At 65.0% G+C, this 14,777-nt stretch carries 13 protein-coding genes and 2 rRNA genes; 11 read left to right on the forward strand and 4 right to left on the reverse strand.

Annotation, left to right across the window (positions count from 1 at the left end; all coding sequences use genetic code 11):
• The first annotated feature begins 35 nt into the window (after positions 1-35).
• From HDA45_RS08505 to HDA45_RS08520, 4 genes are all read left to right on the forward strand, one after another.
• A complete protein-coding gene (locus HDA45_RS08505; RefSeq protein ID WP_184893462.1) occupies positions 36-920 on the forward strand; it encodes a TIGR01777 family oxidoreductase in 885 nt (294 codons plus the stop codon).
• A complete protein-coding gene (locus HDA45_RS08510; protein WP_184893464.1) occupies positions 917-1,531 on the forward strand; it encodes a phosphatase PAP2 family protein in 615 nt (204 codons plus the stop codon). Before HDA45_RS08505 ends, HDA45_RS08510 begins: the two co-directional genes overlap by 4 nt.
• 10 nt (positions 1,532-1,541) lie before the next feature.
• A complete protein-coding gene (gene lipB, locus HDA45_RS08515; RefSeq protein ID WP_184893466.1) occupies positions 1,542-2,285 on the forward strand; it encodes a lipoyl(octanoyl) transferase LipB in 744 nt (247 codons plus the stop codon).
• Between the two features lie 240 nt (positions 2,286-2,525).
• Positions 2,526-2,807: a hypothetical protein gene (locus HDA45_RS08520; RefSeq protein WP_184893468.1), complete on the forward strand. Its 282-nt coding sequence runs from the start codon at positions 2,526-2,528 to the stop codon at positions 2,805-2,807.
• A 234-nt stretch (positions 2,808-3,041) separates the two neighbouring features.
• On the opposite strand, the gene HDA45_RS08525 is transcribed toward HDA45_RS08520, so the two are convergent.
• Positions 3,042-3,977, reverse strand: a complete 936-nt coding sequence (locus tag HDA45_RS08525; protein ID WP_184893470.1) for a TIGR03560 family F420-dependent LLM class oxidoreductase — start codon at positions 3,975-3,977, stop codon at positions 3,042-3,044.
• Between the two features lie 25 nt (positions 3,978-4,002).
• A complete protein-coding gene (locus HDA45_RS08530; protein WP_184893472.1) occupies positions 4,003-4,620 on the reverse strand; it encodes a TetR/AcrR family transcriptional regulator in 618 nt (205 codons plus the stop codon).
• A 132-nt stretch (positions 4,621-4,752) separates the two neighbouring features.
• Between HDA45_RS08530 and HDA45_RS08535 the strand changes: the two genes are divergently transcribed.
• The 7 genes from HDA45_RS08535 to HDA45_RS08565 all read left to right on the forward strand — a co-directional run bounded on the left by HDA45_RS08535 (position 4,753) and on the right by HDA45_RS08565 (position 10,969).
• Positions 4,753-5,283, forward strand: coding sequence for a hypothetical protein (locus HDA45_RS08535; RefSeq protein ID WP_184893474.1), 531 nt, complete (start codon positions 4,753-4,755; stop codon positions 5,281-5,283).
• A gap of 43 nt (positions 5,284-5,326) precedes the next feature.
• Positions 5,327-6,280 (forward strand): oxidoreductase, encoded by a 954-nt coding sequence (locus HDA45_RS08540; RefSeq protein ID WP_184893476.1) that lies wholly within the window; start codon positions 5,327-5,329, stop codon positions 6,278-6,280.
• Positions 6,281-6,317: 37 nt separating this feature from the next.
• Complete coding sequence (gene lipA, locus HDA45_RS08545) at positions 6,318-7,319, forward strand: lipoyl synthase (protein ID WP_181773779.1); 1,002 nt, start codon at positions 6,318-6,320, stop codon at positions 7,317-7,319.
• A gap of 61 nt (positions 7,320-7,380) precedes the next feature.
• Entirely contained in the window at positions 7,381-8,043 is a 663-nt protein-coding gene (locus tag HDA45_RS08550; RefSeq protein WP_101609531.1) for a DedA family protein, read from the forward strand.
• Positions 8,044-8,052: 9 nt separating this feature from the next.
• Positions 8,053-8,919 (forward strand): patatin-like phospholipase family protein, encoded by an 867-nt coding sequence (locus HDA45_RS08555; protein ID WP_184893478.1) that lies wholly within the window; start codon positions 8,053-8,055, stop codon positions 8,917-8,919.
• A 93-nt stretch (positions 8,920-9,012) separates the two neighbouring features.
• Entirely contained in the window at positions 9,013-10,209 is a 1,197-nt protein-coding gene (locus HDA45_RS08560) for a L,D-transpeptidase (RefSeq protein ID WP_184893480.1), read from the forward strand.
• A 16-nt stretch (positions 10,210-10,225) separates the two neighbouring features.
• Positions 10,226-10,969: a Sir2 family NAD-dependent protein deacetylase gene (locus HDA45_RS08565; RefSeq protein ID WP_184893482.1), complete on the forward strand. Its 744-nt coding sequence runs from the start codon at positions 10,226-10,228 to the stop codon at positions 10,967-10,969.
• A 214-nt stretch (positions 10,970-11,183) separates the two neighbouring features.
• Here HDA45_RS08565 and rrf read toward each other — a convergent pair.
• Both rrf and HDA45_RS08575 read right to left on the reverse strand, forming a co-directional pair.
• Positions 11,184-11,300: ribosomal RNA gene (gene rrf, locus HDA45_RS08570) — 5S ribosomal RNA — on the reverse strand.
• A gap of 84 nt (positions 11,301-11,384) precedes the next feature.
• Positions 11,385-14,521: ribosomal RNA gene (locus HDA45_RS08575) — 23S ribosomal RNA — on the reverse strand.
• Between the last annotated feature and the right edge of the window lie 256 nt (positions 14,522-14,777).

The following is a 14,777-nucleotide window of genomic DNA, read 5'->3' on the forward strand; positions in this document are numbered from 1 at the left end:
GTGCGACCGGATCGCGGATAGGACACGATCGGTCCATGCGAGTTCTGATCGCGGGTGCGAGCGGACTGATCGGTACCTCCCTGACGACGCGGCTGCGCCGGTCCGGGCACGAAGTGGTCCGGCTCGTCCGCCGGGAAGAGCGGGCGGACGACGAGCGCCGCTGGGATCCCCCTGCGGGCGAGATCGCCGACGGCGCGCTCGACGGTGTCGACGCGGTGGTGAACCTCGCGGGCGCGCCGCTGCTGCCCGGACGCTGGAGCGCGGCCCGCAAACAGGTCTTGCTCGACAGCCGGGTCGAGCCGACGGAGGTGCTCGCGGAAGCCGTCGCCGAACACGGGATCCCGGTACTGGTCAACGCCTCCGCCGTCGGCTACTACGGCGACCCCGGTCCGTCCCTTGTGGACGAATCCAGCCCGGTGGGACGAGGTTTTCTCGCCGAACTCTGCACCGCGTGGGAAGGCGCCACCGAGACAGCGGCCACCGCGGGCGCCCGCGTCGTGCGCATCCGCACCGGTCTGGTGCTCGCGCGCAAGGGCGGGCTCCTCGACGTCCTGCGGCCGCTGTTCCGCTTGGGACTCGGCGGGAAACTCGGCGACGGCAAGCAGTACATGCCGTGGATCTCGCTCGACGACGAGGTCGGCGCGATCGTTTTCGCGCTGGAGAACGAATCGCTGTCCGGCGCGGTGAACCTCTCCGGCCCGCAGCCCGCCACCAACGCCGCGTTCACGAAGGCGCTCGGCCGGGCCGTGCACCGCCCCGCGTTCTGGCAGGTCCCCGGTTTCGCGATGAAGATCGCCCTCGGGCAGGCGGCCGAGGAGATGGCGTTGTTCGGGCAGCGCGCCCTGCCCCGCGCGCTGGAAGAGGCGGGCTACCCCTTCCGCCACCCGACCCTCGAGGACGCGCTGGCCGCCGCGACATGACCTTGCAGCGCGGTCTGTACATCCTCGCCGGACTCCTTCTGCTCGTCGGCTTCGTCACACTCGGGCTGCTCGTCGACGACCGGCCGCCGCCGGTGGACGTCGCCCTCGCCGACGCGTTCCGAGGGCAGTACACGCGGCCCGCCGGGCAAGTGGCCGACCTGATCACGAACGTCCTCGGCCCGGTCCTGCCGTTCGCGCTGGGCGCGGTGCTGGTGATGATCGCCTGGCGCCGCCGGGAACTGGCCGTGCTGTGCGTCAAACTGGCCGTCGTCCTGATGCTGTGCCGTCTGACCAGCCTGGTCGCCAAACCGCTGTTCTACCGGGAACGGCCTCGCGAATTCCCCGATCTGAGCTACCCGAGCGGACATGTCGTCGCCGTCGCCTGCACCGGTTTCGTCGCGGTGCTCCTGTGCGCGTGGACCCGCCCGCGGCTGACCCGCCTGGCGATCACGATCGCCGTCGCGGCGACGGTGATCGGCGCGCTCTGCCGGGTCGTCCTGGGTGTGCACTGGCTGACCGACACCGCGGGATCCGTACTCGCGGTGGGCGGTGTCGGCCTGATTTCGGCGGCCGGACTGGGCCTGCTGCCCCGGCCCGGGGATCCGGCGTAGTGTCGCGGACGTGAGCTCTTCGACCACGTCATGCCGTGCCGCCACCGAGCCCGTCGACGTCCGCGAAATCGGGACGATCGACTACACCGAAGCCTGGGAACTCCAGCGCCGGCACGTGACAGCCCGTGCCGACGGCGAAGGCCCCGACACCATGCTGCTGCTGGAACACCCGTCGGTGTACACCGCGGGCAAGCGCACCGAAGCCGAGGACCGGCCGACCGACGGCACCCCGGTGCTCGACGTCGACCGCGGCGGCAAGATCACCTGGCACGGACCGGGCCAGCTGGTCGGCTACCCGATCATCAAACTCGCCGACCCGATCGACGTCGTGCACTACGTGCGGCGTCTCGAAGAGGCACTGATCACGGTCTGCGACCAGCTCGGCGTGCACACCGGCCGGGTCGAGGGCCGCAGCGGCGTCTGGATCCCCGCCGACGACCGCGGCGTGGAGCGGAAGATCGCCGCGATCGGCATCCGCGTGCAGCGCGGCGTGACCATGCACGGTTTCGAGCTGAACTGCAACCCCGACCTCGGTGCCTTCGACAAGATCGTCCCGTGCGGCATCCGGGACGCGGGTGTTACGTCGCTTTCCTCCGAACTCGACCGCGAAGTCACCGTGGCGTCGGTGCTGCCGATGGCGCGCGAAGCCGTGCTCGCGGCGCTGGAAGGCGACCTCTCGGTGAGCGACGAGCGCTGGCTGCCGCGTCCCGAGGCGCCCGCCGCCGCAGGTGTCACTTTCGCTTTGCAGAACTAGGTTTTGCGAGACAGGCAAGGTGGCTGGGTCGGGTCGCTCGCCTCTGTGTCGGCTTCGATGTCGCGAAAGCCACTTTCGAGACGTCTGATGTCGCGAAAGTGGCTTTCGCGACATCAGACGTGGCGGTGAGGTGCCGGTCCACCCGCGACCAAGACACCTTTGCCTTACCCCTCAACAGGTTTTGTGCCACGCTTTCCAGTAGGGCCACGGAAACACCGTCGGCCCCACTGGGAGGATTCCATGCGTAAATTCGCGCACGCGCTGGCGGTCGTGGCCGCCGTCGGCGGCATGCTGGCCTCGCCCGCCGTCGCGTCGGCGGTGCCCCCGAGCTGCTGGACGGAGACCAACGGCTCGACCTGGGCCGCCGGCTTCTGCCCGAGCGGGACCTACAAGGTCGTCGTCCAGTACTGCCGTCCGAACTGTCACCGGGAAGAGGGTTACCCCGCCGTCAACGGCAACCCGTCGGGAATCTCCTTCAGTCCCGGCGGCTCCATCGCCAGCGTGGACGTCGAATACGTCTAAAAGTACGTGAAGGCCTCCTTGAGAGACCGGCCTTTCGTCGCACTGGAACCTGACTGGTTTCGGCGCCTCGTGCCGGGGGTGCCGATTCGGAGTGAGTGGGGAGTCGGGGTGGCTTGGTGACGATGGAGGATTTGGGACGTGAACGTCCCAAATCCTCCATCGTCGATCCCGGCAAATACCGGTTCGCCTTGAGAGACCCAGAATCCTCAAGGAGGCCTTCACCGGACTTCCGGCTCAGTCCAGCTGCGGAGCGACCTCGGACGCGATCAGCTCGACCTGGTCCACATCCGAGAGGTCCAGCAGCTGCAGGTAGAGCCGGGTGATCCCGGTCTTCTCCCGCCACTGCCCGATCTTCTCGACGACCTCCGACGGCGTCCCCGCGAGCCCGTTCTCCCGCAGCTCGGAAACCTCACGCCCGATCACCGAAGCGCGCTTCGCGACCTCGGCCTCGTCACGGCCCACGGCGACGACGAGCGCGACCGAGCGGAGGATCTCCTTGGGGTCGCGCCCGATCTCGCGCGCGGCGTCGTCGACGCGGCCGAACTGCTCGACGGCGAACTCCGGCCCCACGAACGGCAGGTTGAACTCGTCGGCGTACCGCGCGGCGAGCGCCGGCGTGCGCTTCTTGCCGCCACCGCCGATGATCACCGGCGGCCGGGGCCGCTGGGCCGGCTTCGGCAGGCCGGGCGAGTCGACGAGCTTGTAGTGCTCACCGTCGTAGGAGAACGTCTCGCCCTCCGGCGTCTCCCACAGTCCGGTGACCACCGCGAGCTGCTCGGCGTAGCGGTCGAAGCGTTCCTTGATCGGCGGCAGATCGAGGCCGTAGGCGGTGTGCTCGTCGTCGTACCACCCCGAGCCGAGGCCGAGTTCGACACGGCCGCCGGACATCTGGTCCACCTGCGCGACGGAGATCGCGAGGACCGACGGATGCCGGAAGGTGGCGGCGGTGACGAGGGTGCCCAGCCTCACCCGGCTGGTCTCACGGGCGAGACCCGCGAGGGTGATCCACGCGTCCGTCGGCCCCGGCAATCCGGTCGCCGACCCCATCTTCAGGTAGTGGTCACTGCGGAAAAAGGCGTCGTAGCCCGCGTCCTCGGTGGCCTTGGCCACCCGGAGCAGGTCTTCGTAGCTGGCCCCCTGCTGGGGCTCGGTAAAGATCCTGAGGTCCACGAAGGCCACCATATAGACGGAGCTGTCAGCTCGCTTTCCCGTGCTCAGCGGGCGGAATACGGCGGAATCCGACGAGCAACCGCACCAGGACCTCTTCCACCTGGGCGCTGACCTTCTTCGGCTCGGGAGACGACGCGATCTCGATCGCGGCGCTCGACAACGCGCCGAACAGCAGCCGCGCGGTGACGTCGACCGGGACGTCGTCGACCTCGCCGACCTCGATGAGCGACTGGATCCCGGTGCGGACCAGGCCGAAACTGCACCGTTCTTCGGCCTCGCGCCACCGTTCCCAGCCCATCACCACCGGGGCCTCGTGGATCGCGATCCGCTGGTACGCCGGGTCGAGACAGCTCTGCAGGAACCCGCGCAGCCCGGCGAGCGCCCGCTCCCACGGCGAATCCGGCCCGTTCATGATCTTTTCGAGCCTGTCGAAGACCTGGCTCTCGACGGTGTCGAAGGCAGCCTCGAAAAGCGCCTGTTTGCCACTGAAATGGTGGTAGAGCGCGCCCTTCGTCACCCTGGCCCGCTTGGCGATCTCGTCGAGAGACGTGCCGGCGTATCCGCGTTTGGTGAACAGCTCCACGGCACTCTCGACGAGTGCCGACCGGGTGGACTCGGAATAGTCCAGCCGCCTTGACCTCATTGTCGCCACCTTCACAACTTTACGCCGCCGGCCCCGCACCATACTCGTGGTATGTTGACTGCTGTCAGGTCCGTACCGGGAGTATGCCGCAAACCTGCGGTATGAACCGGGTCACGGAGGGGAGCCCACATCATGAGCTGGAACGACTTCTACCAGCGGCGCGACATCCTCGAAGCCGCACTCCGACAGGCGGGTCACCACCCGTCCGAGGCGATTTCACTCGAAGAAATCCCCGGTGCCACCCAGTACTTCGCGACCGAAGAAGAGCTTCTGGTCGCGCTTCGGTACAAGTGGAACCAGGTGCTCGCCGGTCACCTCCGCGCCGAGATGACCGATCCGGATTACGCCGACCAGGACCTCGCGCTCGACAGGGTCGAGGCGGTCACCCGCGCCTGGAACCACGCGACGGCCGAGCACGAGACCCTCCGCGCCGTTCTGGACGCCGCTCTCGAGCGGTGCCCCGCGCTGATCCCGTCGCACGAAGCCGAACTGCGCACGCTCGCGCTGACGGCGGGGCTGGCCGACGGCGACGAACCGGCCGCGGAGATCACCCAGGTCGGCAGCGCGTTCGCCACCCTGCTCCGGCACGGCCGTCACGCGAAGCCCGCCCGCCGCCGCAGCCCGATGGGACACCTGCTCCGGTTGCTCGCGCCGAGCGCGTGATCCCGCTTGGCGTGCCCGCCGCCGATGTAGTTAGGTGACCGACATGGCTGCTCACGCGCGCTGGACCGAGGCCGACATCCCGGATCAGACCGGGCGGACCGTGTTCGTCACCGGCGCGAACTCGGGGCTCGGGCTGCGCATGTCCGAGGTGCTCGCGGGCAAGGGGGCCCGCGTGCTGCTCGGCTGCCGGTCGCCGGAGCGCGGCGCCAAGGCGCTGGAGCAGGTGCGCGCGGCCGCCACCGGGGAAGCACCCGAGCTCGTCCGGCTCGACCTCGCCGACCTCGAGTCGGTCCGCGAAGCCGCGAAGAAGGTCCAGGAGCTGGCACCCGAGCTCGACGTCCTGGTCAACAACGCGGGCGTGATGGCGACCCCGCGCGGCCACACCAAGGACGGTTTCGAGACCCAGTTCGGCACGAACCATCTCGGCCACGCGGTGCTGACCTGGCTGCTGATGCCGTCGCTGCGCAAGGGCTCGGGAGCCCGGGTCGTGACCTTGTCGAGCGTCGCCGCGACAGGCGCGCGCATCGACGTCGCCGACCCGAACTTCGAGCGCCGGATGTACAACCCGGGCTCGGCCTACGGCCAGTCGAAACTCTCCAATCAGGTGTTCGCGCTCGAACTCGACCGCAGGCTGCGCGCCGCGGGCGAAGACGTCATCAGCGTGGCGGCGCACCCCGGCTACACGTGGACCGGACTCGGTTCGGGGATGGCCCGCTCGTACCGCAACCCGGTGGTGCGCGCGCTCGTCGGCGCGGGCAACCGGATCGGCGAGATCTTCATCGCGCAGAACGCCCGTCAGGGCACGCTCCCGCAGTTGTTCGCGGCGACCTCGCCCGAGGTCCAAGGCGGCGATTACATCGGCCCTCGCGGGCTCGGCGGACTTCGCGGCACGCCGGTCAAGGTGCGGCCTCTGCCCGCCGCGCGGAGCGAATCGTTCGGCGCCGCGCTGTGGGACGTGACCACCAAGTTGACGGGCGTCACCCCCGACCCCGCGTGAGCGGCGACCACTACTACGGCGAGCGTAGGGTGACGGTGTGAGTGCTGCCCCAGATGGCCGCAAGCTGTTGCGGCTCGAGGTCCGGAATTCCCAGACTCCCATCGAGAAGAAGCCGTCGTGGATCAAGACGCGCGCCCGGATGGGACCGGAGTTCACCGAACTCAAAGGCCTGGTGCGCCGCGAAGGCCTCCACACCGTCTGCGAAGAAGCCGGCTGTCCCAACATCTACGAATGCTGGGAAGACCGCGAGGCGACCTTCCTGATCGGTGGCGACCAGTGCACGCGGCGGTGTGACTTCTGCCAGATCGACACCGGGAAACCCGCCGAGCTGGACCGCACCGAGCCCCGCAAGGTCGCCGAAAGCGTCCAGGCGATGGGCCTGCGCTACTCGACGGTGACCGGTGTCGCGCGTGACGACCTCGAAGACGGCGGCGCGTGGCTCTACGCCGAAACCGTGCGCCAGATCCACGCGCTGAACCCCGGCACCGGTGTCGAGCTGCTGATCCCGGACTTCAACGCCGACCCCGACCAGCTGGCCGAGGTGTTCGGTTCACGGCCGGAGGTCTTGGCACACAACGTCGAGACCGTGCCGCGGATCTTCAAGCGCATCCGCCCCGGTTTCCGCTACGCCCGGTCGCTCGAGGTCATCACCCGGGCTCGTGAGGCCGGTCTGGTGACGAAGTCGAACCTCATCCTCGGCATGGGCGAGACGCCCGACGAGGTCGCCCCGGCGATGAAGGACCTCGTCGACGCGGGCTGCGAAATCCTGACGATCACCCAGTACCTGCGCCCCTCGCCACGGCACCATCCGGTGGACCGGTGGGTCAAGCCCGAAGAGTTCGTCGAGCACTCGAACGCCGCCGAGGCCATGGGCTTCGCCGGTGTCATGGCGGGGCCGCTCGTGCGGTCGTCGTATCGGGCAGGCCGTCTCTTCGCGCAGACGAAAGCGCGCCGCGGCGAAGCGCTGTCGGAAAACCTGGCGCACCTCGCCGCCGAAGGGACCGCCGCCCAGGAAGCCAGCTCGCTGCTGGCTCGGTGACTCCGGTCACCCTGTCCGCGACATCGCCACCCACCAGGTCACGAATCAGTAAAGTGACCTGGTGGCGTTGGTAACGGATCTTCTCAATTGGCTGCAGGGACTCCCGGAACCGGGACTGGTCGCGGCGACCGGCGGACTGGTGTTCGCCGAATGCACCATCGGGCTCGGTTTCATCGCGCCCGGCGAATCAGGGCTGCTGGTCGCGGCCACGACGGCGACGTCGGTCTCCCGTTTCCTGACCCTGTGGGCGGTCGTGACGGTCTGCGCCGCCCTGGGCGACTCGCTCGGTTACGCGATCGGCAAGCGTTTCGGCCCGCGCCTGCGCGAGACGAAACTGATCCGCAAGTACGGTCTCGACGCGTGGGACAAGGCGACGGGCGTGCTCGAGCGGCGAGGCGCGTGGGCCGTGTTCTTCGCTCGGTTCCTTCCGGTGATCCGCACGCTGACCCCGGCGGCGTCCGGCACCTCGGGCCTGCCGTTCCGCAAGTTCCTGCCCGCCGCCGCGGCCGGTGCGGCCTGCTGGTCGGCCATCCACATCGGCATCGGTGCCGCCCTCGGTGAAGCCGCGAAGAAGGTCGAAGGCGTGCTGAACACCGGAGGCCTGGCCATCGTCGGCGTACTCGTCGGCGTCGCCGTGTTCTTCCTGCTGCGCTACAAGAAGAAGAAAGCGCTCGGCGTCACAGCCGAAGAAGCCACCCCGGCGAAGGTCGGCGCGGAGGACTAGATTCCGGGCATGGCCGCCCTGAACCTGCCCCAGCCGATCGGTTTCGTCCTCGGCGGTGGCGGCAGTCTCGGCGCCATGCAGGTCGGCATGCTGCGGGCGCTCTCGGAAGCCGGAGTCGCCCCCGACCTCGTCGTCGGCACCTCGGTGGGTTCCCTGAACGCCGCCGTGCTCGCACTCGGGGACGAATCCGGGAACAGGCTGGACCGGATCTGGTCGCGGATGACGCGGCACGAGGCGTTCCCCGGCGGTGTGCTCAGCCAGGTGCGGACCCTGCGGCACAGCAAGACCAACCTGTTCCCCAACACCGGACTCGCCGCGATCGTCGACGAGCACATCGGCGAGGGCGTCCGCTTCGAAGATCTCGCGCTGCCGCTGGGCGTCGTCGCGACGGACGTCGACACCGCCGAGCCGCTGCTGATCCGTTCCGGGCCCCTTCTGGCGCCGCTGCTGGCCAGCTGCGCGATCCCGGGGATCTACCCGCCGGTGCCGTTCGGGGAGCGGATGCTCTACGACGGCGGCCTGGTCGCCAACGTGCCGATGCGCCAGGCGCTCGCGATGGGCGCGAAATCGCTCGTCGTCCTCGACTGCGCCTTCCCCGGCAAGATGCCCGGCACCCCGCAGACCTTCGCCGAGGTGATGATGTTCACCGCGATGATCAGCATGCGGAACCAGGCCGTGCTGGAGGCGCCGATCGCCGCGGCCGAAGTGCCCGTGGTCTACGTGCCGGGACCGAAGCCGGTGCGGGTCAGCCCACTGGACTTCAGTCACACCACGACCTTGACCGCCGAAGCCTACGACGCCGCGAAGACCTATTTGGGTGAATTGAGCGTGGACGGCCCTGGTCTCTACGGTGCCCCCGGTCTCGTCTTGGCGTGACGAGCAACCAACCGGCATCGATCACGTCTTCTTCGTCGCGTACTTTTGAAAAAGGACCTTTCCGCTGATCGAGCGACGTAAAAAGAGAATTATATGTTTCCCAAGAAGACATTACTTTCGACGGCCGGAATACTCGCCGCGGTACTGCTGATTTCCGCCTGCTCCTCAGGTGGAAACAGTCCTGCGAATTCAGCGGGCACCAGTGCCGAATCGGACGAAAGCCCGGTTTCGGTGACCATCGATCCGGCGGGCGGAACCGACGTCAACCCGGCGACACCGGTGGTCGTCAAGGCCGAGCACGGCAAGCTGACCGACGTCACGGTCTCCAACGCCGACAAGGGCAACCAGGTGAAGGGCGAACTGGCGAGCGACGGCCTCAGCTGGAAGAACACCGAACCGCTCGGCTACGGCAGCACCTACAAGATCATGGCGCATGCCCGGGGCACCGACGGAAAGCCCGTGGAGCAGCAGAGCCGGGTGTCCACTCTGAGCCCGAAGCAGCAGGCGAACCCGAACCTGATCCCGGCACCCGCGGCGGTCACGTCCGGTGGCGTCGGCGTCGGGCAGCCGATCGTGTTCGCCTTCGGCCAGCCGGTGAAGAACAAGGCCGAGGTGGAGAAGAAGCTGTCGGTGGAGTCCACACCGAAACAGGAGGGCTCCTGGTACTGGATCGACGACAAGAACGTCCATTACCGCCCCAAGGTCTACTGGCAGCCGGGGTCGACGCTCAAGGTGTCGGCGATGATCTACGGCGTCGATTTCGGCAATGGCGTCTACGGCGCGACCGACCGCACCGAAACGTACAAGGTGCACGATTCCTGGGTCGCGAAGGCCGACGGCAACACCGAGCAGATGCAGATCTTCCACAACGGCCAGCTGGCGAAATCGATGCCCATTTCCATGGGCAAGGACGCCACGCCGACCCATTTGGGCGCACACGTCATTTCGGACAAACACGAGAATTACACGATGGACTCGTGCACCTACGGCGTCTGCCAGGGTCAGCCGGGGTACTACAAGGCGAACGAGAAATGGTCGCTGCGCATCTCCAACGACGGCGAATTCGTCCACGAGAACCCGAACAGCGTCGGCGCGCAGGGCAGCTCGAACGTGTCGCACGGCTGCATCAACCTCAACGCCGCCAACGCCCAGTGGTTCTACCAGAACATGGGGCTCGGCGACGTCGTCGAGGTGACCAACTCGGGCGGCCCGCAGCTGCCGGTCTGGGACCTCTACGGAGACTGGTCGAAGTCGTGGGCGGACTGGCAGGCGGGCAGCGCCGTCAAGTAACGGTCATCATGGGACGGTGACCACCGATCCCGAGTTGGACAAGGCTCGTTCGCTCGTCACCGGCGCCGGCCGGATCGTCGCACTGACCGGCGCCGGGATCTCCACGGATTCGGGGATCCCCGACTTCCGCGGCCCGCAGGGCCTGTGGACCCGTGACCCGGCCGCGGAGAAGATGTCGAACCTCCAGGCCTATCGAGGCAGTCGCGAGGTCCGGGAACGCACCTGGCAGGCACGGCTGGTCCATCCCGGCTGGGACGCGACGCCGAACGCCGCGCACTACGCGCTCGAGCGCCTGTCGCCGACGCATATCGTCACCCAGAACATCGACAGGCTGCACCAGAAGGCTGGTTCCCCGCCGGAGCGGGTGCTGGAACTGCACGGGACGATGTTCGAGTCCGTCTGCCTGTCCTGTGACGATCACCGGGACATGCGCGCGACGCTGGACCGTGTCCGAGCGGGCGAAACCGATCCGCCCTGCCTCGTCTGCGGCGGCATCCTGAAGTCCGCCACGATCTCGTTCGGCCAGCACCTGGACCAAACCCTGCTCCGAGCCGCCCGTGCCGCCGTCTCCGGTGGCGATCTCCTGCTGGTGGCAGGGTCGTCCCTGAGCGTACAGCCGGCCGCCTCCCTGGTGAGTGTCGCTTCACGCGCGGGGGCCGATGTGGTGATCTGCAATGGCTCCGAGACGCCGTATGACTCCATGGCTTCCGCGGTCGTCCGCGGCCCGCTCAGCGAAACGCTCCCGGCGCTCGCTCCCTGACCGCCTATGGGTGGGGTGTGTGGATTTAGGGACGTTGAGTGTCCCTATATCCACACGGCCTGGCCGGATCGGACCGGTCACGCCGGGACTGTGTGGGTTTTGGGACGTTAGATGTCCCAAAACCCACACAGTGCGGATGTGGACATGAAAAAAGGTCTGGGACCTGGGAGAACCACGAGGGTTCTCGACCAGGTCCCAGACCTTTTCAATGTTAGTCCGGCGGTGTCCTACTCTCCCACAACCCTTCGGTTGCAGTACCATCGGCGCTGTCAGGCTTAGCTTCCGGGTTCGGAATGGGACCGAGCGTTTCCCTGACGCTATAACCACCGAAACACTACGAAACAACCACTACCACCGAATACTGCTGGTGGCTGTGTGGTGTTTCAGAGCTGTAGAGTGGATGCGTAACATCTTTGTGGGCAAGTCCTCGGCCTATTAGTACCAGTCAACTCGACAACACATTACTGTGCTTCCATTTCTGGCCTATCAACCCAATGGTCTGTTGGGGGCCTTAACCCATCAAGGGTGGGATACCTCATCTTGGAACAGGCTTCCCGCTTAGATGCCTTCAGCGGTTATCCCTTCCGAACGTGGCCAACCAGCCATGCCACTGGCGTGACAACTGGCATACCAGAGGTTCGTCCGTCCCGGTCCTCTCGTACTAGGGACAGCCTTCCTCAAGTATCCTACGCGCGCGGCGGATAGGGACCGAACTGTCTCACGACGTTCTAAACCCAGCTCGCGTGCCGCTTTAATGGGCGAACAGCCCAACCCTTGGGACCTACTCCGGCCCCAGGATGCGACGAGCCGACATCGAGGTGCCAAACCATGCCGTCGATATGGACTCTTGGGCAAGATCAGCCTGTTATCCCCGGGGTACCTTTTATCCGTTGAGCGACACCCCTTCCACCAGGTGGTGCCGGATCACTAGTCCCGACTTTCGTCCCTGCTCGACATGTCTGTCTCACAGTCAAGCTCCCTTGTGCACTTGCACTCAACACCTGATTGCCAACCAGGCTGAGGGAACCTTTGGGCGCCTCCGTTACTCTTTAGGAGGCAACCGCCCCAGTTAAACTACCCATCAGGCACTGTCCCTGAACCAGATCATGGTCCGAGGTTCAGATTCCCAATCCGACCAGAGTGGTATTTCAACAACGACTCCACCAACACTAGCGTGCCAGCTTCACAGTCTCCCACCTATCCTACACAAGCCGAACCGAAAACCAATACCAAACTATAGTAAAGGTCCCGGGGTCTTTCCGTCCTGCCGCGCGTAACGAGCATCTTTACTCGTAGTGCAATTTCGCCGGGCCTGTGGTTGAGACAGCCGGAAAGTCGTTACGCCATTCGTGCAGGTCGGAACTTACCCGACAAGGAATTTCGCTACCTTAGGATGGTTATAGTTACCACCGCCGTTTACTGGCGCTTAAATTCTCAGCTTCACCCCGAAAGGTTAACCGGTCCTCTTAACGTTCCAGCACCGGGCAGGCGTCAGTCCATATACATCGTCTTGCGACTTCGCATGGACCTGTGTTTTTAGTAAACAGTCGCTTTCCGCTGGTCTCTGCGGCCACCCACCCCTAGTCCGCGAAGGACTTCAGAGTGTTTGGCCCCCCTTCTCCCGAAGTTACGGGGGCATTTTGCCGAGTTCCTTAACCACAGTTCACCCGATCGCCTTAGTATTCTCTACCTGACCACCTGTGTTGGTTTGGGGTACGGGCCGTGCACGCACTCGCTAGAGGCTTTTCTCGGCAGCATAGGATCACTCTACTTCACCTCAATCGGCTACGCATCACGTCTCAGCCTTAATAGAGTGCGGATTTGCCTACACTCTGGCCTACACGCTTACACCAGTACTACCACTCACTGGCGGAGCTACCTTCCTGCGTCACCCCATCACTCGACTACTACGGAATCAGATCCCACGCTCCACACAGAAACCTCCGTCCGAAGACATTGGTAACTGGCTTTGGGTGGTTAGTATCAACCGCCTCATCCTGGGCGCACGTGCTCGGGTACGGGAATATCAACCCGTTATCCATCGACTACGCCTGTCGGCCTCGCCTTAGGTCCCGACTTACCCTGGGCGGATTAGCCTGGCCCAGGAACCCTTGGTCATCCGGCGGCAGAGTTTCTCACTCTGCATTCGCTACTCATGCCTGCATTCTCACTCCCACACCCTCCACGACTGGCTTCCGCCGCCGCTTCCCTGGATGCAGGACGCTCCCCTACCCATCCACACGACTGGACGTGATCCTCAAGGGACACGTCGATCTGTATGTGTGAATGACACAGCTTCGGCGGTGTGCTTAAGCCCCGCTACATTGTCGGCGCAGGACCACTTGACCAGTGAGCTATTACGCACTCTTTCAAGGGTGGCTGCTTCTAAGCCAACCTCCTGGTTGTCTGGGCAATCCCACATCCTTTCCCACTGAGCACACACTTGGGGGCCTTAGCTGGTGTTCTGGGCTGTTTCCCTCTCGACGACGAAGCTTATCCCCCGCCGTCTCACTGCCACACTCTCACACCACGGTATTCGGAGTTTGGTTGATTTCGGTAACCCGGTAAGGCCCCTAGACCATCCAGTAGCTCTACCCCCGTGGTGAAACATGTGACGCTGCACCTAAATGCATTTCGGGGAGAACCAGCTATCACGGAGTTTGATTGGCCTTTCACCCCTACCCACAGCTCATCCCCTCAGTTTTCAACCTAAGTGGGTTCGGCCCTCCACGTCGTCTTACCGACGCTTCAGCCTGGCCATGGGTAGATCACTCCGCTTCGGGTCTAGACCACGCGACTCAGACGCCCTATTCAGACTCGCTTTCGCTACGGCTACCCCACACGGGTTAACCTCGCCACGCAGCACTAACTCGCAGGCTCATTCTTCAAAAGGCACGCCATCACCGTAAACATCAAAGATGCTGCTCGGGCTCTGACGGCTTGTAGGCACACGGTTTCAGGTACTCTTTCACTCCCCTCCCGGGGTACTTTTCATCTTTCCCTCACGGTACTAGTCCGCTATCGGTCTTCAGGAAGTATTTAGGCTTACCGGGTGGTCCCGGCAGATTCACAGCAAATTCCACGAGCTCGCTGCTACTCGGGAACACCACCAAGGCTCACTAACATGTGTTTTCGCGTACGGGACTCTCACCCACTCCGGTCGCCCATCCCAAGGCGTTCCACTAACACACGCGCAAACCCGAGAACTTGTCAGAATCCTCAAGGCGGGTCCCACAACACCACACACACAACGCCTGACAGCTTGACATGTGCATGGTTTAGCCTCTTCCGCTTTCGCTCGCCACTACTCACGGAATCACGGTTGTTTTCTCTTCCTACGGGTACTGAGATGTTTCACTTCCCCGCGTTCCCTCCACACACCCTATATATTCAGATGCGGGTAACACCACATAACTGGTGCTGGGTTTCCCCATTCGGAAATCCTCGGATCACAGCTCGGTTGACAGCTCCCCGAGGCATATCGCAGCCTCCCACGTCCTTCATCGGCTCCTGAAGCCAAGACATCCACCATGTGCCCTTAATAACTTGACCACAAAGATGCTCGCATCCACTCTACAGTTCTCAAACACCACACCAGAAACAAACGTCCCTGGGACTGTGTCCAGCCCCTCGGCGTGTTGCCTCAGGACCCAACAGCGTGCTCGTGAACGATCATCGACCAGACCCGGCAGAACACTTTCCACGCCCCCGAAGGAGCAGTACTCGCACTTGCCGGCAACCTGGCCTCAGGCCATAACCAGTAGTTCCACAATTCCTTGAGCAACCAGAACAACACCACATTCGGATG

This window comes from Amycolatopsis umgeniensis (assembly GCF_014205155.1).
Classification (GTDB): Bacteria; Actinomycetota; Actinomycetes; order Mycobacteriales; family Pseudonocardiaceae; genus Amycolatopsis; species Amycolatopsis umgeniensis.

Coding starts and splice junctions, on each gene's coding strand:
- HDA45_RS08505 (WP_184893462.1), top strand. CDS start 36: ATGCGAGTTCTGATCGCGGGTGCGAGCGGACTGATCGGTACCTCCCTG.
- HDA45_RS08510 (WP_184893464.1), top strand. CDS start 917: ATGACCTTGCAGCGCGGTCTGTACATCCTCGCCGGACTCCTTCTGCTC.
- HDA45_RS08520 (WP_184893468.1), top strand. CDS start 2,526: ATGCGTAAATTCGCGCACGCGCTGGCGGTCGTGGCCGCCGTCGGCGGC.
- HDA45_RS08530 (WP_184893472.1), bottom strand. CDS start 4,620: ATGAGGTCAAGGCGGCTGGACTATTCCGAGTCCACCCGGTCGGCACTC.
- HDA45_RS08535 (WP_184893474.1), top strand. CDS start 4,753: ATGAGCTGGAACGACTTCTACCAGCGGCGCGACATCCTCGAAGCCGCA.
- HDA45_RS08540 (WP_184893476.1), top strand. CDS start 5,327: ATGGCTGCTCACGCGCGCTGGACCGAGGCCGACATCCCGGATCAGACC.
- HDA45_RS08555 (WP_184893478.1), top strand. CDS start 8,053: ATGGCCGCCCTGAACCTGCCCCAGCCGATCGGTTTCGTCCTCGGCGGT.
- HDA45_RS08560 (WP_184893480.1), top strand. CDS start 9,013: ATGTTTCCCAAGAAGACATTACTTTCGACGGCCGGAATACTCGCCGCG.